Raw genomic sequence first — 25,156 nt, forward strand, 5'->3', positions numbered from 1 at the left:
GCGTTTGACGGGGGTTAACGTGCCGCGGTGTGAGCTGTAACATAGTAATGTGAAATTGCACTGACAAGACCTGTGCGCCCATCAGTTCGCATCTTTCTTGAAGGAGCCTCGTGACCGAGACCCCCGCCCTCCTCAACACGGGCAGTCACGACCGTCCGGTGTCCCCGGAGTTGTCCCGCTTCATGGCGGGCGACTGGGCCGCTTCCCCGCTCCCGGACACCGCACGGGTACCGGCGTACGCCGTCACTCCGGCCCGCCGGGCACGGCTCTCGGCCCGCTTCCCCGGCGAGCGGCTGATCGTCCCGGCCGGCGAGCTGAAGGTCCGCTCCAACGACTGCGACCACCGGTTCCGCCCGCACAGCGCGTACGCCTGGCTGACCGGCCTCACGGGTGAGGACCAGGCGGGTCACGTCCTGGTCCTGGAGCCGTCGGGCCCGCACGCCCACGAGGCGGTGCTGTACCTGCGGCCGCGTTCACCGCGGGCGGGCGGGAACGAGGAGTTCTTCCGGGACCGCAGGTACGGGGAGTTCTGGGTGGGCCGCCGACCGGACCTGGCGGAGGCCCAGCGCCTCACCGGCATCCGCTGCGCACACCTGGACGAACTGGGTTCACCGGCGGGCCGCGACGCGGCCTCCGACGCGGAACTGGCCTCTGCGCTCTCGGAGTTGCGCCTGGTGAAGGACGCGTGGGAGGTCGAGCAGCTCCAGCTGGCCGTCGACCACACGGCGGCCGGCTTCGAGGACGTCGTACGGGCCCTGCCGCGCGCGCTGGCGCATCCGCGCGGGGAGCGCTGGATCGAGGGGGTCTTCGGCCTGCGCGCGCGGGCCGAGGGCAACGGCACCGGGTACGAGACCATCGCGGCCTCGGGCGCCCACGCCTGCACCCTGCACTGGATCCGCAACGACGGCCGGCTGAACGGGGACGAACTGCTGCTGCTCGACGCGGGCGTGGAGACGGACACCCTCTACACGGCGGACATCACCCGCACCCTCCCCCTGTCGGGCCGCTTCTCCCCCGTCCAGCGGCAGGTCTACGAACTGGTCCTGGCCGCCCAGGACGCGGGCATGGCGGCGCTGCGGCCCGGCGCGAGCTTCGGGGACTTCCACCGGGCCGGCATGCGGGTGATCGCGGAAGGCCTGGCGGAGTGGGGCGTCCTGAAGAACGCTGAGGGCGACCTGCACCGCCGGTACACGCTGTGCAGCAGCGGGCACATGCTGGGGCTGGACGTGCACGACTGCGCGAAGGCCCGGGCGCAGACCTACCTCGACGGCGTCCTGGAGGAGGGGCAGGTCCTCACGGTGGAGCCGGGTCTGTACCTCCAGCCGGACGACGAGACGCTCCCGGCGGAGCTGCGGGGCATCGGGGTCCGCATCGAGGACGACCTGGTGATCACGGCGGACGGCGCCCGCCTGATGTCGGGCGCCCTGCCGCGCACGGTCACCGGGATCGAGGACTGGATGGCCCGCCTCCTGGACGCAGCGGCGACCTGACCCATCCGCCGAGGCGGCGGCCCGGAACAGGCGGGCCCCATCCGCCGAGGCGGCGGCCCGGAACAGACGGCGGGACTTCTCCCCTGGGGCGGTGCCCCGCCGGAATGTCTCCTCGGCTCGCGCCTGCGGGCCCGGCTTCGCCCGCCGGGCGGTGGGTGCGCGCTCGTCCTGCGGGGACACTCCGCCGTGTCCCCGCCCCGGCGAGGTTTCCCAGAGGCGTCCACCACGGCGAGCCCTGCCGACTGGAGCGGGAGCGGGGGCGTGCAGGGGCGTCCCCGCAGGACGAGCGCGCAACCGCCCCGGACGTTCGTGACGTGCCCGCAGGCGCGAGCCGAGGAGACGTCCCGGAGGGCCCCCGCGGACGGCCCGCCTGTTCCGGACCCCCACCGCAGGGCCGAGCCCGAACCCGCCGAGCACCCCGCAGGGGCACCGCACTACACCGCCCCTCCCGTCAGGCAGGTCGCCAGTTCCTCGACGAAGGCTTCCAGGTGGGGCGGGCGCGGCCCGGTCCGGGTGGCGCAGAACCAGGTGCGGGTCATCGGCTCCGCGCCGATCCGCACGAGGGCGAGGCCGTGCGAGGCGACGTACGGGGCGGCCACCCAGTTGGGCAGGACCGTCACGCCCTGGCCGCCCGCGACCATCTCGACCACCAGTTCGGTGACCACCGGCATGGTGGTGATCCGGCCGGGCCGGGCCCCGGGCGGGATCGGCAGCGGCGTCGAGGGGATGCGGCTCTGGTCGTAGCCGTCGTAGAGGACCAGGTCGACGCCGTCGAAGTCACGGGCGGCCAGGTGGGCCCGCCCGGCCCACGGGTGTGCGGCCGGCACCACGGCCATCATCTCGTCGTCGAACAGCCTGGTCAGGGACACCCGGTCCATCTGTGCGTCCGGCTTGGTGACCAGCGCGACGTCGACCAGGTCGGCGAGCAGCGCCGGGATCGGAGCGTCGTCGGCGACGGTCTCCAGGCGTACGTCGACGTCCGGCGCGCGTTCGCGGAAGGCGCGCAGTACGGGCGGCAGCCAGGGGAAGGTCGTGCTGCACTGCGCGGTGAAGCGGACCCGCCGGTCGCGCCCGTCGCGGATCTCCCTCAGGTCCCGGGACGCCGAGGCCAGTTCGCCGAGGACCTGGCGGGCCGCCACGAGCATCCGGCGGCCCGCGGCGGTGGGGACCAGGCGGCGGCCCTTGCGGTCGAAGAGGGGCATGCCCAGGCGGGCCTCCAGGCGGGTGAGCCGCTGACTGAGTGCCGGCTGGCTCACGTAGAGCTTCTCGGCGGCCGCGGTCAGCGAGCCGGCCTCGGCGGTGGCGTCCAGGAGTTCCAGGTCGCGCAGATCCACATCCATAACGGGGGATTATGACATGCTTCAATTTTCGTCGTGGTGTTATGGGTTGATGGTTCGTAGGTTTTCCGGTGTCAGCAGAACGGAAACACCCTCACCCGGAAGGCACACACCATGAACGCCAACTCCCACGCCGTCACCGCCATCGTCACCGGCTCCTCCAGCGGCATCGGGCTGGACATCGCCCGCGCCTTCCTGGCGAGCGGCGCCAACGTCGTGCTCAACGGCCGGGATTCCGACCGCCTCGCCAAGGCCGCCGCCGGTCTCGGCCACCCGGAGCGGACCGCCTGGGTCGCGGGTGCCATCGCCGAGCCGGAGACCGGCGAGGCCCTCGTCCGCACCGCGCTCGACCGGTTCGGCGGAATCGACGTCCTGGTGAACAACGCGGGCACCTTCGCCTCCAAGCCCTTCGCCGAGGTCACCGAGGCCGAGCTCGACGGATTCCTGACGGGCAACCTCAAGGGGACCTACCTCACCACCCAGGCCGTGGTGCGGGCGCTGCGCGCCCAGGGCCGCGGCGGCAGCATCGTCAACATCGGCACCGTGCTCGTGGACCACGCGCTGGCCGGCTTCCCGGCCTCCGCACCCGTGGTCAGCAAGGCCGGAGTGCACGCGCTGACGACCAGCCTGGCCGCCGAGCTCGCCGCGGACGGGATCCGCGTCAACCTCGTGTCGCCCGGCATCATCCGCACCCCGCTGCACGCGGGCTCCGACGTGGACTCCTTCGGCGGACTGGCCCTGCTGAACCGGGTCGGCGAGGCCCCCGAGGTCGCCGACGCCGTGCTCTACCTGGCGGGCGCCACGTTCGTCACCGGCCACGCCCTGCGCGTGGACGGCGGCCATGTGACCGGCCGCGCCGTCTGAGCCCCCTGCGGGACGGGACGGTCACGGGAGGACCGCGATGCCGTCGAGTTCGACCAGGGCCTGGTCGTCCCAGAGGCGGACCACTCCGATGACGGCCATCGCCGGGTAGTCGCGGCCCGCCAGCCGGCGCCAGACGCGGCCCAGTTCGGCCGCGCACGCGCGGTACGCCGGCACGTCCACGGCGTACACCGTCACCCGGGCCAGGTCCGCGGGGGAGCCGCCCGCCGCCGCGAGGGCGGCCAGGAGGTTGGTGAGGGCCACCTCGAACTGTTCCGGCAGGCCCTCCCCCACCACCTTGCCCGAGCCGTCCAGCGCGGTCTGGCCCGCCAGGAACACCAGCCGGGATCCGGTGGCGGCGACCGCGTGCGAGAAGCCCGTCGCCGGCGACAGTTCCGCCGGGTTGATCCGCTCGAGGCTCATCGCCCGGCCGCCGCTGCGGCCGCCGGCCCGGCGAGTGGCCCGGCCGGCGGCCCCGGCAGGGTCCCGTACAGCTCCTTCGCGATGATCGTGCGCTGCACCTCGCTCGCCCCCTCGTAGATCCTCGGCGCCCGCACCTCCCGGTAGAGGTGCTCCAGCAGGTGGCCCCGGCGCAGGGCGACCGCCCCGTGCAGCTGGACGGCGTGGTCGACCACGTACTGCGCCGTCTCCGTGGCCAGCAGTTTCGCCATGGCGGCCCGGCGCGGAACGTCCGCGGCGCCCCGGTCGTAGGCCCCGGCCGCCGCGTACACCAGCAGCCGGGCCGCCTCCGTGCGGGTGGCCATCTCGGCCACCCGGTGCGCCACGGCCTGGAGGTCGCTCAGCGTCCCGCCGAACGCGGCCCGCCCCGCCGTGTACGCGAGCGTCGCGTCGAGGGCGGCCCGGGCCATGCCCACCGCGAAGGCGCCGACGCTCGGCCGGAACAGGTTCAGGGTGTCCATCGCGACGCGGAAGCCCCGCCCCGGTTCGCCCAGCAGGTCCCGCGGCCCGACCGGGACCCCGTCGAAGGTCAGGGAGCCGATCGGGTGCGGGGAGAGCATGTCCAGCGGTTCGCCGGAGAGTCCGGGGCGGTCGGCCGGGACGAGGAAGGCGGAGACCCCCTTGGCCCCCGGCCCCTCACCCGTCCGGGCGAACACGGTGTAGAAATCCGCTTCCGGGGCGTTGGAGATCCAGCACTTCTGTCCGCTGAGCCGCCAGCCGCCCCGGGCGTCCGGGTCGGCCTCCGCCGCCAGCGCCAGTGCCGCCGCGTCCGAGCCGGCTCCCGGCTCGCTCAGGGCGAAGGCCGCCACCGCCCGCCCGGCGCGCACCTGCGGCAGCCAGCGCTCCCGTTGCGCCTCGCTCCCGGCCCGCAGCACCGGGTACGCGCCGAGCCCCTGGAGGGCGAGAGCGGTCTCGGCCTCCGTACAGCCGTAGGCGAGGGACTCGCGCAGCAGGCACAGTTCCAGCGCGCCCGAGGCGAACACCCGCTCCAGCAGGCCCAGCTCGCCGAGCGCGGCCAGCAGCGGCCGGTTGACCCTGCCCGGCTCCCCCTTCTCGGCCAGCGGCCTCAGCCTGTCGGCCGCCAGTGCGCGCAACTGCCCGCACCACTCCTCCTGGTCCACCCCGAGCGCGAATCCGGTCATCCGAATGTCCCCGCCTCTATCGCGTCCTGTTGACTGCCGTCACCATCACGATACGCTCGTGTGGTGGTACCTCCCAGCGGTAGCTGGGGGAAACAGCACGGCCGGCCCCACCCCACTCCGGACCGCTGCAGGGGGCGACCCGCCTTGGACCTGATGCCTTCCGCTCACACGGACACCTTCGCCCGTGACCATCTGCCACCCGCCGACACCTGGCCGGAACTCGTCTTCGATCTGCCCGAACTGGCCTATCCCGACCGCCTGAACTGCGGGGCGGAGCTGCTCGACGCCACCATCGACCGGTTCGGCCCCGCGGGCGCCGACCGCCCGGCCTTCCGCAGCGGCGCGGGCGAGGTGTGGACGTACGGCGGGCTGCGCGAGCGCGTGGACCGCATCGCCCACGTGCTCACCGTCGACCTCGGCGTCGTCCCCGGCAACCGGGTGCTGCTGCGCGGGCCCACCGGCCCCTGGCTCGCCGCCTGCTGGCTGGCGGTCATGAAGGCGGGCGCGGTGGCGGTGACCGTACTGCCCCAGCAGCGCGCGAAGGAGCTCGCCACGGTCTGCGCGATGGCCCGGGTCCAGTACGCCCTGTGCCATGCCGACGTACTGGACGACCTGGTCAAGGCCGAGGTGCCGGGCCTGCGCATCACCGCCTACGGGGGCCGCGCCCAGGACGACCTGCTGCGGCTGGCCGAGAGACACGAGGGGCCCTTCCGCGCCGCCCCGACCTCCGCCGACGACGTCGCCCTGATCGCCTTCACCTCGGGGACCACCGGACGGCCCAAGGGCTGCATGCACTTTCACCGCGACCTGCTCGCCGTCGCCGACACCTTCTCCCGCAGCGTGCTGCGCCCCCGCCCGGACGACGTGTTCGCGGGCAGCCCGCCGCTCGGGTTCACCTTCGGCCTCGGCGGGCTGGTGGTCTTCCCGCTGCGGGCGGGCGCGTCCGCGCTGCTGCTGGAGGACGCGGTGCCGCGCCGGCTGCTGCCCGCCCTCGCGGAGCACCGGGTGACGGTGCTGTTCACCGCGCCCACCGCGTACCGGACGATGTTGGACGCCCTGGGCCCGTACGACGTGGGCACGTACGACCTGTCCGCGCTGCGCCGCTGCGTCTCGGCCGGGGAGAACCTGCCCGCCGCGACCTGGCAGGCCTGGTACGAGCGGACCGGCCTGCGGATCATCAACGGCATCGGGGCGACCGAACTGCTGCACATCTTCATCTCCGCCGCCGACGAGGAGATCCGGCCCGGCACCACCGGCCGGGTGGTCCCGGGCTGGCAGGCGCGGGTGGTGGACCGCGCCGGACGTCCCGTCGCGGACGACGAGCCGGGACTGCTGGCGGTGCGCGGCCCGGTGGGCTGCCGCTACCTGGCCGATCCGCGGCAGGGCGAGTACGTACAGGGCGGCTGGAACCTGACCGGTGACACCTACGTGCGCGACCCGGAGGGCTACTTCCGCTACGTCGCCCGGGCCGACGACATGATCGTCTCGGCGGGGTACAACATCGCGGGCCCGGAGGTGGAGGAAGCCCTGCTGCGCCACCCGGACGTGGTGGAGGCGGCGGTGGTGGGCCGTCCGGACGAGCGACGCGGCCAGGTCGTGGTGGCGTACACCGTCACACGGGACGGCGTGGTCCTCACGGAGGAGGCGCTGCGCACCTTCATGCGGGCGGAGCTGGCCCCGCACAAGTGCCCGCGCTCCTTCGTCTTCCTCCCCGCGCTCCCCCGCACGGCGACGGGCAAGCTGCAGCGCTTCCGGCTGCGGGATCATGGAATCCTGCCCGAGCGGCCCGACGGCCTAGAGTGAGACCGTGGTCGAGCAGCACACCCCGCGATCCCTGATCGTCACGTTCTACGGAGCCTACGGGCGGGCCTTCGAGGGCCCGGTCCCGGTCTCCGCGCTGATCCGCCTGCTGGGCGCGGTCGGCGTGGACGCCCCGTCGGTCCGCTCGTCGGTGTCCCGGCTGAAGCGGCGCGGCTTCCTGCTGCCCGCGCGCGCCGCGGACGGTTCGGCGGCGTACGGGCTCTCGGAGGAGGCCCGGCAGCTACTGGACGACGGCGACCGCCGGATCTACGGCAGTCCGCCGCTGTCGGACGAGTGGCTGGTGGCGGTCTTCTCCGTTCCGGAGCAGGAGCGGAGCAAACGGCACCTGCTGCGCTCCCGGCTGGCCCGGCTCGGTTTCGGGGCGGTGGCGCCGGGCGTGTGGATCGCCCCGGCCCGGCTGGCCGAGGAGAGCGCGCACACGCTGGAGCGGCTGCACCTGACGCCGTACGTGGAGCTGTTCCGCGGGACCCACCTCGGCTTCGCGCCGAGCGCCGAGGCGGTGGCCCGCTGGTGGGACCTGGCGGCCCTGGCCAAGCAGCACGAGGAATTCCTCGACGTGCACGAACCGGCCCTGCGCGCCCTCCAGTCGGGCCCGGAGCCCACGCCGGAGGAGGCCTACCGCGGCTACCTGTCCGCGCTGGACTCCTGGCGGCGCCTGCCGTACGCCGACCCGGGCCTGCCGCGCGAGCTGCTCCCGGCGGGCTGGCCGGGCGACCGCTCGGCGGCCGTCTTCGCCGAACTGCACGCACGGCTGCGCGACTTCGGGGCGGCCTTCGTGGCACCGTGATCGGTGCCCGTCCGTCGAGCGGGGTATGACGCCACCCGCCACGACCGCGGCCCCCTCCCTGGGGGCACGTGTCCTCACCCTGGTCCCCGCCACCCTCGCCGGGCCGGCGGCGGGCTGCCTGGCCATCGCGCCGGCCTCGCGCGCCCGGGAGTACCGCGACGCGGGCGCGGACGCGGACGGCCGCTTCGAGCCGGGCCTCACCCTGCTGCCGCCGACCGCGGCCTTCGGCTGCTCGTGGCGCACCTGCTGGAGCGGCGGCCCGTGGCGGTGCGACTGGGCGCGGTGCTGGTCGTGCCGGCCGGCCTGACGATCCTGTACTTCGCCGCGCGCGGCACCCTCGACGGCTATCCCGGGGACCGGGCCAAGTCCGGCCCGGACAACGTGCCGCCGTGGTGGCCGGGGTGACTGCCCGCCTGAAAATGCCGGGCGCCGGCGGGCGGCGGCGCGCCAGAATGCGCCATGACCTGGACCTTCACTTCTGACCTCGCGGCCTATCTGGCCGCCGCCCACCCGGCCGTGGCCGCGCGGCCTGTCTCCGACACGCTCATGCTGACCGTGACCGACGCGCTGAAGCGGCGCGGGAGCGGCGCCTACGGGGCCGGGTCTCCCGTCTTCGGCTGGTGGACCGGGGTCGACGGGACGGTCGCCGGCGGGCTGCTGTGCACTCCGCCGTTCCCGATGGTGCTCGGCGTGGTTCCCGCCGAGGCGGTCCGGCCGCTGGCGGCCGCGCTCCGCGCCGAGCCGCTGCTCGCCGGGGTCCGCGCGTTCAACGCCCGCCGCCCGGACGCGGAGGCGCTGGCCGCGGCCTGGGGGCGGCCCACTCGGATCGCGGAGGAGCTGCGCCTGTACCGGCTGGCCGGCCTGATCGCCCCGGACCCCGCCCCGGCCGGGCGCTCGCGCCCCGCCACCGTGGCGGACCTTCCGCTGCTGCTGGCGTGGGTCGAGGCCTTCCACGAGGAGGTGGGCGGCCACGCCGCCACCGAGGCCGCGCTGCGCGACCGCGTCTCGTACGGCGGGGCCGTCCTGTGGGAGCACGCGGGCGAGCCGGTCTCCCTGGCGGGCTTCTCCCGCCCGGTCGGCTCGGCCTCGCGCATCGGCCCGGTCTACACCCCGCCCGCCCTCCGCGGCCGCGGCTACGCCGCCGGCGTCACGCACGCGGCGACCCGGGCCGCGCACGCGGCCGGCGCCTCGGAGGTCCTCCTCTTCACCGACCTGGCCAACCCCACGAGCAACGGCCTCTACCAGCGCCTGGGCTACACCCCGATCGAGGACCGCGCCGAGGTCGTCCCGGTGTGAGCGGGCGGGGGCGGAGGTGGAGGAACCGGTCGAACCCGTCCGCCGATGTCCCCGCCGGGCGCTGCCTGTTCGCCCTGGAACCCGAGCCGAAGTCGACGACGCTCCCCACACGCCTTGACGAAGGCGACGACGATGCCGACGCCCGCAGGGCAGACCGCACCGCAGAAGAAGAGCGCGACGACGAACCACTCGCCCCCCATGACCACCCCACCACCCTGAACGTGTTCAATCTGAACACGTTCAAGGTAGAGGCAGTGCTGCCGTTCGTAAAGCCGGCAGGCTCAGCCCCGGCCCGTCGGGGGTTTGCGGCTGCCCGCGCGGTATGGGGTCGGCCAGGGGGCGGCCGGGCCTTCGTAGGACTGGTCGGCGGCCGCGTGCAGGGTCCAGTGGGGGTCGTAGAGGTGGGGGCGGCCGAGGGCGCAGAGGTCGGCGCGGCCGGCCAGCAGCAGGGAGTTCACGTCGTCCCAGGAGGAGATGGCGCCGACCGCGATGACGGGGACGCCGAGCGCGTTGCGGATCCGGTCGGCGTACGGGGTCTGGTACGAGCGCCCGTACTCCGGGGCCTCGTCGGCGACGACTTGGCCGGTCGAGACGTCGATGGCGTCCGCGCCGTGGGCGGCGAAGGCGGCCGCGATCTCCACCGCCTCCTCGGGCGACGTGCCGCCGGGCGCCCAGTCGGTGGCCGAGAGGCGGACCGTCATCGGACGGTCCTCGGGCCAGACGGCGCGGACCGCGTCGAAGACCTCCAGCGGGAAGCGCAGCCGGTTCTCCAGGGAGCCGCCGTAGTCGTCCGTGCGGTGGTTGGTCAGGGGGGACAGGAAGCCGGAGAGCAGGTAGCCGTGGGCGCAGTGCAGTTCCAGGAGGTCGAACCCGCAGTCGGCGGCCCGCACGGCGGCGGCCGCGAAGTCGGAGCGCAGCGCCACCAGGTCCGCCTGGTCGAGGGCGCGCGGGAGCGCCGAGACGCCCGGCCGGTAGGGCAGCGCGGAGGCGGCCACCAGCGGCCAGTTGCCCTCCGGGAGGGGGTCGTCCATGCCCTCCCACATGACCCGCGTCGAGCCCTTGCGGCCCGCGTGCCCGAGCTGGATGCCGAGCGCGGTGCCGGGTGCGCTGGTGTGGACGAAGTCGGTGATCCGCCGCCAGGCCGCCGCCTGCTCCTGGGTGTAGAGGCCGGCGCAGCCGGGTGTGATCCGCCCCTCGGCGGACACGCAGACCATCTCGGTCATGACCAGGGCGGCCCCGCCGAGGGCCCGGGCGCCCAGGTGCACGAGGTGGAAGTCCCCGGGGACTCCGTCGGCGGCCGAGTACATGTCCATCGGCGAGACGACGACCCGGTTGCGCAGGGTCAGGCCGCGCAGGGTCAGGGGGGTGAACATCGGCGGGGTGTGCTCGTCCGGGCAGCCGAAGTCCCGTTCCACCGCCCGGGTGAAGCGCTCGTCGCGCAGCCGCAGGTTGTCGTGGGTGACCCGGCGGCTGCGGGTGAGCAGGTTGAACGCGAACTGCCGGGCGGGCTGGTCGACGTATCCGGCGATCTCCTCGAACCAGGCTCGGCTCGCGGCCGCCGCGCGCTGGGTGCTGGCGACCGCGGGGCGGCGCGCCGCCTCGTACGCGGCGAGGGCGGCCGGTACGTCGCCCTCCGCGCCGGCCACCGCGTCGGCGAGCGCGAGCGCGTCCTCGACGGCCAGCTTGGTGCCGGACCCGATGGAGAAGTGGGCGGTGTGCGCGGCGTCGCCGAGGAGGGCCACGTTGCCGTGTGACCAGCGCGTGGTGACGAGGGTGTCGAAGCGGGTCCAGGCCGAGCGGTTGCCGCGCAGCGGCCGTCCGCGCAGGGCCTCGCTGAAGATCTTGGCGCAGCGGGCCGCGGACTCGTCCTCGTCGCAGAGGTCGAGGCCGGCCGCCCGCCAGACCTCCTCCCGCATCTCCACGATCACCGTGGAGGCGTCCGCCGAGTAGGGGTAGGCGTGCAGTTGCATGATGCCGTGCTCGGTCTCCGCGATCTCGAAGCGGAAGGACTCGAAGGCGAAGTCGGCGGCGAGCCAGATGTAGCGGCAGCGCCCGGGGGTCAGCGTCGGCCCGTAGTGCGCGGCCCCGGCCTCCCGGATCGCGCTGTGCACCCCGTCCGCCGCGACCACCAGGTCGTACGCGGCGGCGAGGTCCCGTACGTCGGGGGCCGCGGTGCGCAGGCGGAGCCGGACGCCGAGCCCGGCGCAGCGCTCGTGCAGGATCTGCAGCAGCCGGCGCCGCCCGATGGCGGCGAAGCCGTGGCCGCCGGAGGTCAGCATCCGGCCCCGGTGCACGACGTCCACGTCGTCCCAGCGCACGAACTCGGCGCTCAGGGCGGCGTAGACGACGGTGTCGGCGCGCTCGATGCCGCCGAGGGTCTCGTCGGAGAGGACCACGCCGAAACCGAAGGTGTCGTCCGGGGCGCCCCGCTCCCAGACCTCCACGGTGTGCCCCTGGCGGGCCAGCAGCGCGGCGGCGTACAGCCCGCCCGGTCCCCCGCCGACGACGGCGACCCGCATGGCGCCCGGAGACACGCTGCACGCCGGCATCCGGCTACCTGCCCTTCCAGGCGGGCGGCCGCTTCCCGGTGAAGGCGGCGTGGAACTCCGCGTAGTCCCGGCCGTTCATCAGCAGGGCCTGGGTGGCGGCGTCCAACTCCACCGAGGCGGCCAGCGGCATGTCGAGTTCGGCGGTGAGCAGCGCCTTGGTCTGCGCGTAGGCGAGGGCGGGGCCGGCGGCCAGGTGCGCGGCGAGTTCCGCGGCCCGTACGTGGGCCTTGCCCTCCTCGGTGAGCTCGCTGAGCAGGCCGATCCGCTCGGCCTCGGGGGCGCGTACGGGCTCTCCGAGCATCAGCAGCCGGGTGGCGTGGCCGAGGCCGACGACCCGGGGCAGCAGGTAGGCGGCGCCCATGTCGCCGCCGGAGAGGCCGACGCGGGTGAAGAGGAAGGCGAAGCGGGCGGTGGGGTCGGCGATGCGGAAGTCGGCGGCGAGCGCGAGGACGGCGCCGGCGCCGGCGGCCACGCCGTGCATGGCGGCGATCACCGGGAAGGGGCATTCGCGGAGGGCGCGCACCACCTGGCCGGTCATCCGGTTGAAGTCGAGGAGCTGGGCGGTGTCCATGGCGAGGGTGGCGCCGATGATCTCGTCCACGTCCCCGCCGGAGCAGAAGCCCCGACCCTCGCCGCCCAGGACGAGGGCGCGCACGGAACGCTCGCGGGACAGTTCGGCGAGCAGATCGCGCAGGTCGGCGTAGGCGCCGAAGGTGAGCGCGTTCAGCTTCTCGGGGCGGTCGAAGGTGACGGTGGCCACGCCGTCCTGCCGGGTCACCCGGAGGTGGTGCCACCGTTCGGTCGCTGCTGTGGAACCGGTGAAGGGGCTCACACGACCGACGGTATCAGCAGATCCTGACTTCCGTCACAGAAACGCGACACGCCTGGCGGGGCGAACCCGCCCGGTCGGCGTATGACTATGCGTCACTCCGGCCGGGCCGGCCGAGCGTGGCGACGAGTACGGCCTTGATGGTGTGCAACCGGTTCTCGGCCTCGTCGAAGACGACGGAGTGCGCCGACTCGAACACCTCGTCGGTCACCTCCAGCGATTCGAGCCCGTGCCGCTCGTGGATCTCCCGGGCCACCTTGGTGCCGAGGTCGTGGAAGGCCGGCAGGCAGTGCATGAACTTCACGTCCGGGTTCCCGGTGGCCCGCAGCACGTCCATGGTCACGGCGTACGGGGACAGGGCCGCGATGCGCTCGTCCCAGACCTCCTTGGGCTCGCCCATGGACACCCAGATGTCGGTCACCACGAAGTCGGCCTGCGCGACCCCCTGGGCGACCTCCTCGGTCAGGGTGATCCGGGCGCCGCTGCCCTGCGCGAGCTCCCGCGCCGCGGCCACCACCGGCTCGGCCGGCCAGTATGCCCGGGGCGCGACGATCCGTACGTCCATGCCCAGCAGCGCGCCGGTCACCAGGTACGAGTTGCCCATGTTGAAGCGGGCGTCGCCGAGGTAGGCGAAGGCGATCCGGTCGAGCGGCTTGGTGGTGTGCTCGGTCATGGTGAGCAGGTCGGCCAGCATCTGGGTGGGGTGCCAGTCGTCGGTGAGCCCGTTGAAGACGGGGACGCCGGAGTGGGCGGCGAGCTCCTCAACGGCCTGCTGGCTGTCACCGCGGTACTCGATCCCGTCGAACATCCGGCCCAGCACCCGCGCGGTGTCCTTGACCGACTCCTTGTGGCCCATCTGGGAGCCGGCGGGGTCGAGGTAGGTGGTGTGGGCGCCCTGGTCCGCCGCCGCGACCTCGAAGGCGCAGCGGGTACGCGTGGAGGTCTTCTCGAAGATCAGCGCGATGTTCCTGCCCTGGAGCAGGCGCTGCTCGACCCCGGCCTTCTTGGCCGCCTTCAGTTCGGCGGCGAGCTCGATCAGGCCGCGGAACTCGGCGGCCGTGAAGTCGAGCTCCTTGAGAAAACTACGGCCGGCGAGGTCGGTGGCCATGGGGTCGCTCCAGCGTCACGGTGACAGGGAATGTTGGAAGTCTATACGACGCTCTGTATTGATATACAGAGACCCCCGCCTCCCTCCCTCTCCCCCTCTCCCCCGCCCCCGCTCCCGGGCCGGCGGCCGACCGGGGCCTCAGACCGCGTCGCGCTCCACCGGGCAGCTCATGCAGCGCGGACCGCCCCGGCCCCGCCCCAGTTCGCTGCCGGGGATCTCGATCACCTCGATGCCCTGCTTGCGCAGGTGTGTGTTGGTCGTCACGTTCCGCTCGTACGCGACCACCACCCCCGGCTCCACGGCCAGCACGTTGCACCCGTCGTCCCACTGCTCGCGTTCCGCCGAGTGGACGTCCTGGGTCGCGGTCAGCACCCGGATCGAGTCCAGGCCGAGCGCTGCGGCGATGGCGCGGTGCATGTGCTCCGCCGGGTGGTCGGTCACCTTCAGCTCCTGCGGCCCGGCGCCCGGCTCGATCGTGTAGGAGCGGAGCATGCCCAGCCCCGCGTACTGAGTGAACGTATCTCCGTCCACCATCGTCATCACCGTGTCCAGGTGCATGAAGGCCCGGCTCTTCGGCATGTCCAGCGCCACGATGGTGGTGGCCGAGCCGGCGGCGAACAGACCCCGCGCCAGCATCTCCACCGCCTGCGGTGTGGTGCGCTCGCTCATCCCGATCAGCACGGCACCGTTGCCGATGACCAGCACGTCCCCGCCCTCGATGGTCGAGGGGTAGTCCGCCTGCCCCTGCGACCAGTAGTGGAAGGCGCCGGAGGAGGTGAAGAGCGGGTGGTGCCGGTAGATCGCCTCGAAGTGGACGGTCTCGCGCTGCCGGGCCGGCCAGCGCATCGCGTTGATGGACACCCCGTCGTAGATCCAGGCGGAGGTGTCACGGGTGAAGAGGTGGTTGGGCAGCGGCCCGAGCAGGAAGCCGTCGGTGTCCAGGGCGTGGAAGCGCACGGACACCGGCTCGGCGTGCCGCTCCAGGAACTCCCGCTTGGTCATCCCGCCCACCAGCGCCTCCGCCAGCTCGGCCGAGGGCAGCCCGTCGAAGACCGACCGCAGGTGGTCGGTGGCGAGCGGCCCGTACTCCTTCTCGTCGAAGACCCGGTCCAGTACGAGATGTCTCGCCTCCGGGATGTCGAGTGCCTCGCACAGCAGGTCCCCGAAGAGGTGGACCTCCACGCCCCGGTCCCGCAGCACGTCCGCGAAGCCGTCGTGCTCCTGGCGGGCCCGGCGCACCCACAGCACGTCGTCGAAGAGGAGCGCGTCCTTGTTGCTCGGTGTGAGCCGCTTCAGCTCCAGGTCGGGCCGGTGGAGGATGACGCGGCGAAGCCGCCCGGTCTCGGAGTCGACATGGAATCCCATGCCGTACACGTTCGCAGACCGGGCGGCCTTTTGACGTGGCGTCCGCTCAGCGGGGAGTGCCGAGGCCGAGAAGAGCCGAAGGAGTGCCGGTGATTTCCGGGGCGGTCAGGCCCAGTTCGGGCGCGGCCAGGTTCGGGATCCCGGAGTTGGAGGCGTCCGGCATCGTCAGCAGACCGCCGGCGACCAGCCCGGGGGTCCGGGCGAGCAGGTTCGTCGCCGGGGCCTCCACGGAACCCTCGCCGTCCGTCTCCGGCTTGCCCAGCAGGTTCGGCACCGGGGAGGTGACGAGGGTCCTGCCGAGCTCGGTGCCGATCGGGACCACCGGGAGCAGTGGGGTCGGGAGCATGTCCCCCTTGTGGAAGCGGGGCGCCTCGGGCGCTCCCGCGACCGGCACCGGCACGCCCGTGCCCACGCGCGGGGTGTCCACGCCCAGCGTGGTCTTCACGGCGTCCAGCGGCACACCGACCGGCACCGAGTCCGCCGCGGCCGGGGTGGCCGCGCCGGCCGCGGCCATACAGGTCATGAGCGCCGCAATGCTTCCGCGCGCGGTCATCTTCATAAGTGACGTTCCGTCCTTCCAGGGTCGCGGACATTCCGCTGCCCTGGTTGAACGATCCCGCCGGTGGGTTTCCCGGAGTTCTCCGCGAAAGTTCCCCCATACGACCTAATTAGCGGCCGTACGGGGGCCACCCCTTTACGGGTCGTGCTGACACGGTCCGCGACTGCACCAGGCGGCCCTTCCCGTCCCGGGCGTACGCCTGGAGGGGCTTGACGACCATGCCCTCGCCGCCGGCGGCCGTCAGCTCCGGCCACCAGTCGGTGCCGGCCCGTACGGAGTCCTCGTCGGCGGCGACGGGGCGGTCCGGCCAGAACAGCTGCTCGTCGGCTCGTCCTCACCGGCTTCCACTACGCCTCGCGTTTGCTGCCCTCGGCCTCAGGACCGTCCTCGCGGGCTCAGACGACCGCCCCCGTCCCCCTCTCCTTCTTCCTCCGCGCCTCCCACGGGCCGTACCCGTCAGGGACTTCCTTCGCGGCGCGGCGGCCCCGTGCCGGTGGCGGTGTCGGGTGGCGGTGTTCCAGGGCGATCGCGATCGGGACCGCGGTGAAGACGGTCGAGGCGATGCCGACCAGGACGCCCGCGATCAGCGCCACGGAGAAGTCCGCCAGCGAGTCGCCGCCCAGTACCGCCAGTGCGGTCAGGATGAACAGGGCTCCCATACCCGTGTTCACCGTGCGCGGGAGTGTCTGGACCACCGCGTGGTTGGCCGTTTTCTCCAGGTCGCCAAGGGGGTCTCGGCGGCGCGCTTCGCGGACGCGGTCGAAGACGACCACCGTGTCGTTCACGGAGTAGCCGATCACCGTGAGCAGCGCCGCCAGGAAGACACTGTCCACCGGCCTGCCCAGCCAGGCGAACAGGCCCACCACGAGCAGGACGTCGTGGACCATCGCAGAGACTGCCGCTGCCGCCAGGGTCCAGCGGAACCGCACACTGAGATAGATCAGCTGGGCGGCCACCGCGATGCCCAGGGCCAGGAGCGCCTTGTGGCGCAGTTCGCCGCCGAGGCTCGGACCGATCTGTTCGTCACGCTCCACCGTGACCGTTCCGCCGGGCTCCTCCAAGGCCTCCTTGACGCGCTGCTGTTCGTCGTCGGTGAGCTTCTCCGTGCGTACGGTGATGTCGCCGTCGCCGGACTCCTGCACCACCGCGCGCGGGAACCCCGCGTCGGACACGGCGTTCCGGGCCGTGTCCGCGTCGACGGACCTGCTGGTGCTGTATTCGACGAGGCGGCCGCCGGTGAACTCCACGCCGAAGTCCAGGCCGCGGATGAGGATTCCCGCGGCGGCCACCGCCACCAGGAGTGCGCTCGCGCCGAGCCGGCGGCGACGGTGGCGGACCAGGTTCGGGTTGCGGCGGGACAGCCATGTGCGGACTCGGCCCGTCGAGGCGATGCCCGTCAGACCGGGGCGCTCGCGTACGAAGCTACGTGCGACGGCGAAGTCCGCGAGCACGCGGGTGATCACGAGCGCCGTGAGCATCGATGCCAGGACGCCGATGCACAGGGTGACCCCGAAGCCCTTGACCGGGCCCGTGGCGAAGAAGAACAGCAATCCCGCGGCGAGCAGCGTCGTCACGTTCGAGTCGACCACCGCGCTCCACGCCTTCGCGAAGCCGGTCTTCACCGGCTTCGCCAAGTCCTTGGAACGGACGCCCAGGTACTCCTCCCTGGCCCGTTCGAAGACCAGGACGTTCGCGTCCACCGCCATGCCGATCGCCAGGGCGAACCCGGCGAGCCCCGGCAGCGTGAGCGTCGCGCCGAGCGCCACCAGAGCGGCGTACGAGATGAGGCCGTACAGCGCGAGGGCGAAGGCGGCGAGCGCGCCCAGGAGCCGGTAGACGACGGTGATGAACAGCGCGGTCAGGGCGATGCCGATGAGCGCGGCCTTGGTGCTCGCCTCGATTGCGTCGGCACCGAGCGTCGGGCCGACCGTCCGGTGCTCCACGACGTCGAGGGGCACCGGCAGCGCGCCGCCCTTCACGAGCGCCGCCAGCTCGCGCGCCTCGGCTCGGCCGAAGCCGCCGCTGATCCGCGTGGAGCCGCCGGTGATACCGGTCCCGCACACCACGTCCGCCGTGACGCCGGGCGCCGAGATGATCTTGTTGTCGAGGGTGATGGCGACGCGGCGTTCCGGAGCCCCCGCAGGCGCGCAGGCCGCGTCCGAGGTGATCTTCGCCCAGGTGTCGCCCGCTCCCTTGCGGAAGTCGAGGGAGATCGTCCAGCCGCTGAGCGACTGCTGGTCCAGGACCGCCTCGGCGTCCTCGACCCCCTCGCCGGTGAGGGCGGTGGGGCCCAGCTTCAGGTGGTTACCCGGCTGGTCCGGGTCGGGCAGGGTGCGCGATCCGTCGGCCTCGGGCTGCGCGGAGCCCATGTCGGCCGTCGCCCCCGTCACCGGGTGGACCGTGAGCTGTGCGGTGCGGCCGATGACCTCGGCGGCCTTGCGCGGGTCCTGCACTCCGGGCAGTTCGACGATGATCCGTTTCTCGCCGGAGCGGGCGATGCCGGGTTCGGAGACGCCGAGGGCGTCGACGCGCTGCCTGAGGACCTCCAGAGCGCGGTCGGTGGACGCGGCGTCGGCCTTGACGGTGGGTGAGTCCCGGGTCTCCAGGACTATCTGGGTGCCGCCGCGCAGATCGAGGCCGAGGCGGGCGGAGTGGGTGAGGGCGATGTAGAGGGACAGCGCGACGGCTGCCAGCGCGATGATCGCCCTCCACAAGGGTGGGCGGGACAAGGGTGCGCGAGACATGCGTACTCCACGATGAGGGCAGGACGGAGGGACGCGTGACCGGCCCCGCGCGGTGTGCGCCGGGTCAGAAGGGGTCAGGCGTCGATGACGGTCTGCGTGCTCATCGGTGGGGCGGGCCGCGCGGGGCGGCGGTCTCGGCCGGCCTGCGCGGCGGCGCGAGTGCGGTGGCGGGGCCCGTGTCGGGCCCGCCCAGGGCGCGGTGCGGGGCCGTGTCAACGGCCGTACGCGCTGGGCCCGCAGGCGGCGGGCCCGGGATGTGGGCGTCAGGTCGGTGCGTGAGCGCGACCTGCCGCGCCGGGAGGTCGTCCGGTCCTGCCCCTTGTTCGGCGTGCCCCGCCACCGTGTGGTGGGCGAGCGGCCTGTCGGCGGGCAGGGGCACCCCGTGCGACCCGGCCACCGGGACGAACAGCGCGAGGACGGTGACGACGAGGGTCAGCGCGGACGCGGCCAGGCGCGCGGAGCGGCTCTGTTGCGGCACGCGTCCCCCCATCCCTTCGGTGCGCGGCGGTGCGCACGGCGCGCCCGACCAGGTCAACGTACGGGGCGCCCCGGTCCGTTCCGTGTTCCTCGGCAGTTCTTCGGAAGCCGAAGAACTTCAACGACTGCGCGAACCCAGCCGGTTCGCCGCCCAAAGAGCGAAAACCCGGACATGCCCACGTCGCCCTGACGACCTTGGGCAAGGCGGTACCCGCTTGGCGCGTACCTCGGCTGGCCCCCCGTACGACCGCGGGTGAGTGGTGCGTGCTCAGCGACCGGCGGCCGGGGCGTGGCGGACCGGCCATGCCGACTTCGTACCTCCATAGCGCTCCGGTGGGGCGTCGATGACGATCATCTACGATCGGACCAACCGTCGTCCGCCGCTACGTTGCCCCTGGTGAGGCGGTCCCTGCATGTGGTAGCGGTCGGCTTGGCCGGCTGCCACGACTTCGGCATCGAGGCGCTGGCCGCCTACGTCCGCGGGGCAAGGGCCGGGTCGAGAGGCCGGTCCTGATCGTCCGCGACCACGTTCTGTCGAGCCGGTTGTTTTGCTCCGCCGAAGAGACAAGCGTTTGCACTGGAGGTACCGCCACTGCGGGGCGACGGGCAGGAATATAGGCTCAACCTCTGAGTCTAAGGGTTGTCCCGTAAATGATCTCCGAGTCGGCTCGGGCGTGGTGGCCGTGGCGCGGGCCGCTCGTCTATCCGGCGAGGGCGAGGTTGTGCATGCGGGCGATGCCGAGCATCGCGTGGTGCACTCCGTCGCCTCTGAGACGGCAGTCGCGGAGAATCTTCCAGGTCTTCATGCGGGCGAAGACGTGCTCGACGCGGGCGCGGACCTGCTTGTGGGACTTGTTGTCCGCCTCTTTCCAGTCGGGCAGGTCTTCGCCCTTGCGGCGTCGATGGGGCATGACGAGCCTGGTGCCGGGATAACCGCCGTCGGCGATCGTCATAGTCCTGCCGACAGCGGCTTTGGCACCGGACTCTCCCACGCCCTGCAGTCGCTGCGGTTCCCGGGCAGGGGCTGGCCTACCACGACGACCAGGCGGGTGTCGGCGTCAACGACGACCTGGTGATTGGTGGAGTACCTGTAGTTCTTCGACTGCGCGGCGACGGTGTGATCGCGGGTGGGCACGAGCGTGCCGTCCACGATGAACACGGTGTCCTGGGCGAATCGCTTGCGGGGCTGGAGCGCAAGCATCGGCCCGAGGTGGTCGATGATGCGGTCCGCGGCCGACTTCGAGACCCCGAAGAGCGGGGCGAGCTGTCGCATCGTCAAGTTGGTGCGCCAGTACGCCGCGACCAGCAGCGCCCGGTCCTCCAACGGAAGGCTCCAAGGTCGGCCCTTACGGATCGAGGCCGCACCCTCGCGCCGCAGCACGTTCACCAGCTTCCCGAAGGCTCGCGGGCTCAGCCCGGTGAACGGGGCTATCCAGGAGGTCTCCGACGCCGTGATCACACCAGCCACACCAAGATCATCTCACCTGCGACCGGCAGCCCCTGGACAGCCTCTGTGCCGCCCGTAGAGTGCGCTCATGGATGAGATCCCCTGGTTCGAGTATGACGAGAACGAGCTGGACGGCGCGCAGCGCACGTTCGTGGACGTTCTGGCCGAACGCGCGGGATCCTGGCTGATGGACCCCCTCGACACTGTCGTTCTGCCCTCGGCACATACCTCCGACAGCCAGCTGATCGTCTATCTGGACATCGGTGACCCGCAACGCAATCGGGGAGTTCTGACCGTGGGCGCCCACTTCGACGGCTCCGTCATCCGTGGCGGCGAACTCCACAACCAGGACTTCACTCTCCAGCAGACCGCGAGCGAGTTCACCCTCGAAGCCGCAGGCAGCCCCACGGAGCTGGCGAACAGAGCGGCAGAGTGGTTCGAAGCAGTCCTCGCGCGACCGCTGGTTCGCTGCGAATGGCATCACGAGGGAAGGATGTACGCGGTCCGCTACGAGTACGCAGACACGGGGCGAGGCCTCAGCGAGGGCTTCGAGACACCCCTGGCACCCGACGCACTGAGGAAGAGACTGGCCGCTGACGGCGTGATCCGAGGCCGAGGCCGGATCAACCGTGCCGGCCTGGGCGAACCAGATGTGATCGCACACGTGCGAGGCGCCCGGCCCGATCAGTAGTTACGGGACAGCCCTTAGGTGATCAGATAGGGGAGCGAATGGCTAACGAAAGCGTAGCGCAGGCGTGGCAGCGTGTGGTCAACTGGCTGAATGTGAATGCCCCGGTGGCCGCATCAGCTCTATTCGATCCGGCCGAGCCAGCAGCGATCGATGCAGCGCAGCGGCGGATGGGTGTAACTTTTCCCGACGAGTTGCGAGCCTGGCTTCTGGTGTCAGGGAAGGATGTCGGCCGCGGAGACGTGATGGAGGGAGTTTTGTCAGGCTTGGGCGACTTGCTGAGTCTTTCGAGAATGGAACGAATTTATCTATTGAAGATGGAGATCGAGCGTGACGATCCGTCCGATCCGGATGACGCTCCATTCTGGCAGGAAAATTGGGTTCCGATCGCATCGGACAGTGACGCCCTGTACGGGTACTTCGTCGATGTACGCACGGGGCGAATCGGGTCATTTGAAGATGCAGATGCGCCGCGATTCGATCTCTACGATTCGCTGAGTTCGCTTTTCGGTGCCACTGCCGATGAAATGGCGCGGATTTCCTCCAACGCGGAGGGCGCTACAGGTTCTGTGCAGAACGGCCGGCTTGCCTGGAATTGAAGAACGTGGAGCCCATGAGATATCCACCTCATAAGCTCCACGGCAGCTCCAAATTGTTGTGGCTTAGCTACTTCGAGCCAGTACTCGTCACCGTCGAGAACGCAATACTTGTACATGAAGTCGGCTGCGTACCTCTTCATGGACCCTTGATTATGCCTGGCTGACATAGAGGATCTGGAACACGCCTCCGTCCATGTCGGAACTCTTTCACCTGCCGCCGGATGAAGTCTCCACTTACCGGAGATCCCCGACCTCGTCACACGCGATCAGTGCTGCGTCTCCTCGCGGCGTCCCATAGCGGCCGCATCGGGTACGAGGAGCAGCTTGCCGGTGGTACGTCGAGCCTCCAGATCGCTGTGGGCCTGGGCGGCCTCGGACAAGGCGTAGCGGCCCGTTACGGTGACCTCAAGCGCCTTGGAGCGCACCCACTCGAACACATCGGCGGCCCGTCGCAGCAGTTCGGACCGATCGGCGATGAAGTCCCCGAGGCTGGGCCGGATCAGGGTCAGCGAACCGCCGTGGGCGAGCCGAATCGGGTCAAACGGCGGCACGGCACCACTTGCCGCGCCGAAGAGCACGAGATGGCCGCGGGTTCGCAGGCTGGCGAGGCTCGCATCGAAGGTGTGCGCGCCGACGCCGTCGAAGACAACCGGCAGTCCCTGACCGCCGTTGAGCCGCCTCACCTCGGCTGCGAGATCGTCGACCGCGGAGGAGAGGATCACCTCGGCGGCCCCGGCACGCTTCGCCAGCTCGGCCTTCGCCGTGGTCGACGTCGTGCCGATCACCCTGCCGCCGAGATGGGTGATGAGCTGGGTCAAAAGCAGCCCCATGCCACCAGCAGCCGCGTGTACGAGCACCGTGTCGCCCCCCTGAACCGGGTAGGCGTCCTTGACGAGATAGTGCGCGGTCATGCCTTGGAGGAGCACGGCGGCGGCTGTCTCGAAGCCGATGTCCTCGGGCAGCGGCACCAGCCGGGAGGAGTCCACGACGGCCCGCTCGGCATACGTGCCGGGAGTCTCCACCCAACCGACCCGGTCCCCGACTGCGACGTCAACGACGCCGGGTCCCACCTCGACGACCGTGCCGGCGCCCTCGGCGCCCGGGGTGAAGGGCAGCGGGAGGCTGTACCGGCCCTCGCGGTGGTAGACGTCGAGGAAGTTGACCCCGGATGCGGCGACCTCCACGACCGCCTCGCCCGGACCCGGCCGCGGCGGGTCCACCTCGGCCTCCTGCAGCACCTCGGGACCGCCCACTTCGTACACCTGAATCGCTCGCATGACCCCTCCGATATCGGCTCATCCGCCACCAACCCCGTGGATGGCGATCCGATTCCCGGCAAGCAGACCAGCCCGCCGTGGTGCGGTGCTGTTCGCGGTGGCGGCCGTTCACGCGCACGGTGGTGAGGTGGAGCAAGGCGCGGGCGCGGTGGGGGCCTTCGCGTCGGGTGCCGGTGTAGCGGTCGGCTGCCCGGGCGAGCCGGCGGCATGGGGGGTGAGGAGGACGCGGCCGGGCAGGCCGGCGGCGAAGTTCCCGCCGCGCTGGAACTCGAGCGCCTACGCGGTGCCGGGCGGCACGAGGGCGGGATCCTCCCTGGCCTGCTGCAGCTCAACCCGGGCGCGGCAGGAAGCCCATGTCGGTCCGGATTGTTGCTGGTCACCGTCCCTGAGCGCCTCTCGTTTTCCGGGGGTGGACGGCGGTGGCCAGGGCGGCGATCCCGGCGGGGCCGATGCGGCAGCAGCCGCCGACGAGCCGGGCGCCGGCGCGCTGCCAGGCGCCGGTGGGCCAGGGGGCCGGGGTCTCGGGGGTGTGCCAGGTGCGGGTGGCGGCGTCCCAGACGGAGCCGTCGTTGGGGTAGGCCAGGAGCGGCTTGCGGGTGGTGGCGGCGGCCGCTTCGAGGGCGGGCAGGACCTCGGCCGGGTCGCAGCAGTTGACGCCGATCGCGATGATCTCCGGGGCGGCCGCGGCGAGGGCGAAGGCCTCGCGGAGCGGCGCGCCGGAGCGGGTGCGGCCGTCGGCCACGGTGTAGGCGAGCCAGGCGGCGGCGCCTGTCTCCGCGAGGACGGTGAGCACGGCCTCGGCCTCGTCCGGGTCCGGGAGGGTCTCCACGGCGAGGACGTCGGGGCCGGCGTCGAGCAGGGCCTCGATGCGGGGGCGGTGGAAGGCGGTGAGTTCGCGCACGCTCAGGCCGTACCGGCCGCGGTACTCGGAGCCGTCCGCGCGCACCGCCCCGTACGGGCCCACCGAGGCGGCCACCCACACCTCGTGGTCGGCGGTCTCGGCCGCGCGGGCGGCGAGGGCGACGCTGCGGTGCAGCAGGGCGGTGGTCGCGGCGCGGTCGTACCCGTGGGCGGCGAAGGCCTCGTAGCCGACCTGGTAGCCGGCGGTGATCAGCACCTCGGCGCCGGCCCGCGCGTACGCCGTGTGGGCGGCCTCCACCTGGTCCGGCCGCTCGGCGAGCACCCGGCCCGTCCAGAGGCCGCCGGAGAGGTCGCAGCCCTGGTCGGCGAGCTGGTTGCTCAGACCGCCGTCCAGGAGCACGGTCCTGTGACGGAGGGCTTCGGCGAGCGGGCCGGACGCGCGGGGCACGGGGTGGCTCCTACCGGCCGAGCTGGGAGAGCACCTGGGCGGAGATCAGCTCCAGGTGGTCCAGGTCGTCGAGGTCGAGCAGCTGGAGGTAGACGCGGGAGGCGCCGGCGGCCCCGTAGGCGCCGATCTTCTCGACGACCTCGGCCGGGGAGCCGGCCAGGCCGTTGGCCTTGAGCTCGTCCACGTCCCGGCCGATGGCCGCGGCCCGGCGGGCCACCTCCGCGTCGTCCTTGCCGACGCAGACGACGAGGGCGTTGGAGTAGACCAGGTCCTCGGGCTTGCGGCCGGCCTCCTCGGCGGCCTCCCGGACGCGGCCGAACTGCCGCTCGCTGTCGGCGACCGACGCGAACGGCATGTTGAACTCGGACGCGTAGCGCGCGGCGAGCCGGGGGGTGCGCTTGGCGCCGTGGCCGCCGATGAGGACGGGGACCTTGGCCTGGGCGGGCTTGGGGAGCGCGGGCGAGTTCTCCACCTGGTAGTGGCGGCCCGCGAAGTCGAAGGTGGTCCCGGTCTCGGTGGCCCACATGCCGGTGACGATGGCCAGCTGTTCCTCCAGCCGGGACATCCGGTCCGCGGGGAAGGGGATGCCGTAGGCCTTGTGCTCCTCCTCGAACCAGCCCGCGCCCAGGCCCAGTTCCACGCGGCCGCCGGACATCTGGTCCACCTGCGCCACCTGGATGGCGAGGACGCCGGGCAGCCGGAAGGTGCCGGCCGTCATCAGCGTGCCCAGGCGGATCCGCTTGGTTTCGCGGGCCAGGCCGGCGAGGGTGATCCAGGCGTCGGTAGGGCCGGGCAGGCCGTCGGCGGATCCCATCTTCAGGTAGTGGTCGGAGCGGAAGAAGGCGTCGAAGCCCAGATCCTCGGTGGCCTTGGCGACGGTCAGGAGGGTGTCGTAGCTCGCACCCTGCTGCGGCTCGGTGAAAATGCGCAGATCCATGTACCCATCCTGCCCTTCCCGCCCCCGCAGGGTGAATCTGCGTCAACCGGACGGTCCACCCGGGACGCCGCCAGT

At 72.3% G+C, this 25,156-nt stretch carries 21 protein-coding genes and 2 pseudogenes; 8 read left to right on the top strand and 15 right to left on the bottom strand.

What is annotated here, in order from left to right:
• Window positions 1-110: 110 nt before the first annotated feature.
• Window positions 111-1,490, top strand: coding sequence for an aminopeptidase P family protein (locus ACZ6JT_RS28540; RefSeq protein WP_469214054.1), 1,380 nt, complete (start codon window positions 111-113; stop codon window positions 1,488-1,490).
• Window positions 1,491-1,924: 434 nt separating this feature from the next.
• Here ACZ6JT_RS28540 and ACZ6JT_RS28545 read toward each other — a convergent pair whose 3' ends face one another.
• Entirely contained in the window at window positions 1,925-2,830 is a 906-nt protein-coding gene (locus tag ACZ6JT_RS28545) for a LysR family transcriptional regulator (RefSeq protein ID WP_469214055.1), read from the bottom strand.
• A gap of 111 nt (window positions 2,831-2,941) precedes the next feature.
• On the opposite strand from ACZ6JT_RS28545, the gene ACZ6JT_RS28550 reads away from it, so the two are divergent.
• Window positions 2,942-3,691, top strand: a complete 750-nt coding sequence (locus ACZ6JT_RS28550; RefSeq protein WP_469214056.1) for an SDR family NAD(P)-dependent oxidoreductase — start codon at window positions 2,942-2,944, stop codon at window positions 3,689-3,691.
• Between the two features lie 21 nt (window positions 3,692-3,712).
• Here the strand turns inward: ACZ6JT_RS28550 and ACZ6JT_RS28555 are convergent, their stop codons facing one another.
• Together ACZ6JT_RS28555 and ACZ6JT_RS28560 are read right to left on the bottom strand one after the other, a co-directional pair.
• Entirely contained in the window at window positions 3,713-4,111 is a 399-nt protein-coding gene (locus tag ACZ6JT_RS28555; protein WP_469214058.1) for a RidA family protein, read from the bottom strand.
• On the bottom strand, window positions 4,108-5,289 hold the full coding sequence (locus ACZ6JT_RS28560; protein WP_469214059.1) for an acyl-CoA dehydrogenase family protein: 1,182 nt from the start codon (window positions 5,287-5,289) through the stop codon (window positions 4,108-4,110). The genes ACZ6JT_RS28555 and ACZ6JT_RS28560 overlap by 4 nt, the downstream gene beginning before the upstream one ends.
• 153 nt (window positions 5,290-5,442) lie before the next feature.
• Between ACZ6JT_RS28560 and ACZ6JT_RS28565 the strand changes: the two genes are divergently transcribed.
• From ACZ6JT_RS28565 to ACZ6JT_RS28580, 4 genes are all read left to right on the top strand, one after another.
• Window positions 5,443-7,092, top strand: a complete 1,650-nt coding sequence (locus ACZ6JT_RS28565; protein WP_469214061.1) for an AMP-binding protein — start codon at window positions 5,443-5,445, stop codon at window positions 7,090-7,092.
• 4 nt (window positions 7,093-7,096) lie between these two features.
• Window positions 7,097-7,897 carry a PaaX family transcriptional regulator gene (locus ACZ6JT_RS28570; RefSeq protein WP_469214062.1) on the top strand — a complete coding sequence of 267 codons (801 nt, stop codon included), beginning with the start codon at window positions 7,097-7,099 and terminating at the stop codon, window positions 7,895-7,897.
• Window positions 7,898-7,922: 25 nt separating this feature from the next.
• Window positions 7,923-8,204, top strand: a complete 282-nt coding sequence (locus tag ACZ6JT_RS28575; protein WP_469214064.1) for a hypothetical protein — start codon at window positions 7,923-7,925, stop codon at window positions 8,202-8,204.
• 152 nt (window positions 8,205-8,356) lie between these two features.
• Window positions 8,357-9,193 (top strand): GNAT family N-acetyltransferase, encoded by an 837-nt coding sequence (locus ACZ6JT_RS28580; RefSeq protein WP_469214066.1) that lies wholly within the window; start codon window positions 8,357-8,359, stop codon window positions 9,191-9,193.
• A 281-nt stretch (window positions 9,194-9,474) separates the two neighbouring features.
• On the opposite strand, the gene ACZ6JT_RS28585 is transcribed toward ACZ6JT_RS28580, so the two are convergent.
• The 9 genes and pseudogenes from ACZ6JT_RS28585 to ACZ6JT_RS28625 form a co-directional block, all read right to left on the bottom strand.
• Window positions 9,475-11,742, bottom strand: coding sequence for a bifunctional salicylyl-CoA 5-hydroxylase/oxidoreductase (locus tag ACZ6JT_RS28585; RefSeq protein ID WP_469214067.1), 2,268 nt, complete (start codon window positions 11,740-11,742; stop codon window positions 9,475-9,477).
• Window positions 11,743-11,746: 4 nt separating this feature from the next.
• A complete protein-coding gene (locus ACZ6JT_RS28590; RefSeq protein WP_469214069.1) occupies window positions 11,747-12,574 on the bottom strand; it encodes an enoyl-CoA hydratase family protein in 828 nt (275 codons plus the stop codon).
• Window positions 12,575-12,659: 85 nt separating this feature from the next.
• Window positions 12,660-13,679, bottom strand: coding sequence for an ornithine carbamoyltransferase (gene argF / locus ACZ6JT_RS28595; RefSeq protein WP_469214071.1), 1,020 nt, complete (start codon window positions 13,677-13,679; stop codon window positions 12,660-12,662).
• A gap of 138 nt (window positions 13,680-13,817) precedes the next feature.
• Window positions 13,818-15,044: an arginine deiminase gene (locus tag ACZ6JT_RS28600; RefSeq protein WP_365477242.1), complete on the bottom strand. Its 1,227-nt coding sequence runs from the start codon at window positions 15,042-15,044 to the stop codon at window positions 13,818-13,820.
• A gap of 46 nt (window positions 15,045-15,090) precedes the next feature.
• The gene (locus tag ACZ6JT_RS28605; protein ID WP_469214073.1) at window positions 15,091-15,567 is read right to left on the bottom strand and encodes a hypothetical protein; all 477 of its coding nucleotides are present in this window, start codon (window positions 15,565-15,567) and stop codon (window positions 15,091-15,093) included.
• Between the two features lie 199 nt (window positions 15,568-15,766).
• Window positions 15,767-15,928 (bottom strand): annotated as a pseudogene (locus ACZ6JT_RS28610) (hypothetical protein); the annotation flags it as partial.
• Window positions 15,929-15,998: 70 nt separating this feature from the next.
• Window positions 15,999-18,347, bottom strand: coding sequence for a protein translocase subunit SecD (gene secD / locus ACZ6JT_RS28615; RefSeq protein ID WP_469214075.1), 2,349 nt, complete (start codon window positions 18,345-18,347; stop codon window positions 15,999-16,001).
• Window positions 18,348-18,447: 100 nt separating this feature from the next.
• A complete protein-coding gene (locus ACZ6JT_RS28620) occupies window positions 18,448-18,825 on the bottom strand; it encodes a hypothetical protein (RefSeq protein WP_469214077.1) in 378 nt (125 codons plus the stop codon).
• Between the two features lie 700 nt (window positions 18,826-19,525).
• Window positions 19,526-20,292: pseudogene (locus ACZ6JT_RS28625) on the bottom strand (transposase).
• Between the two features lie 67 nt (window positions 20,293-20,359).
• Between ACZ6JT_RS28625 and ACZ6JT_RS28630 the strand changes: the two are divergent.
• Both ACZ6JT_RS28630 and ACZ6JT_RS28635 read left to right on the top strand, forming a co-directional pair.
• Window positions 20,360-20,962, top strand: a complete 603-nt coding sequence (locus tag ACZ6JT_RS28630; RefSeq protein ID WP_469214079.1) for a hypothetical protein — start codon at window positions 20,360-20,362, stop codon at window positions 20,960-20,962.
• A gap of 38 nt (window positions 20,963-21,000) precedes the next feature.
• Complete coding sequence (locus ACZ6JT_RS28635) at window positions 21,001-21,558, top strand: SMI1/KNR4 family protein (protein WP_469214081.1); 558 nt, start codon at window positions 21,001-21,003, stop codon at window positions 21,556-21,558.
• A gap of 266 nt (window positions 21,559-21,824) precedes the next feature.
• On the opposite strand, the gene ACZ6JT_RS28640 is transcribed toward ACZ6JT_RS28635, so the two are convergent.
• The 3 genes from ACZ6JT_RS28640 to ACZ6JT_RS28650 all read right to left on the bottom strand — a co-directional run bounded on the left by ACZ6JT_RS28640 (window position 21,825) and on the right by ACZ6JT_RS28650 (window position 25,081).
• On the bottom strand, window positions 21,825-22,835 hold the full coding sequence (locus ACZ6JT_RS28640) for a quinone oxidoreductase family protein (RefSeq protein WP_469214083.1): 1,011 nt from the start codon (window positions 22,833-22,835) through the stop codon (window positions 21,825-21,827).
• A 376-nt stretch (window positions 22,836-23,211) separates the two neighbouring features.
• Window positions 23,212-24,144: a homocysteine S-methyltransferase gene (gene mmuM / locus ACZ6JT_RS28645; RefSeq protein ID WP_469214084.1), complete on the bottom strand. Its 933-nt coding sequence runs from the start codon at window positions 24,142-24,144 to the stop codon at window positions 23,212-23,214.
• 10 nt (window positions 24,145-24,154) lie between these two features.
• The gene (locus ACZ6JT_RS28650; RefSeq protein ID WP_469214086.1) at window positions 24,155-25,081 is read right to left on the bottom strand and encodes an LLM class F420-dependent oxidoreductase; all 927 of its coding nucleotides are present in this window, start codon (window positions 25,079-25,081) and stop codon (window positions 24,155-24,157) included.
• Between the last annotated feature and the right edge of the window lie 75 nt (window positions 25,082-25,156).

This window comes from Streptomyces sp. NPDC046308, assembly GCF_055588065.1.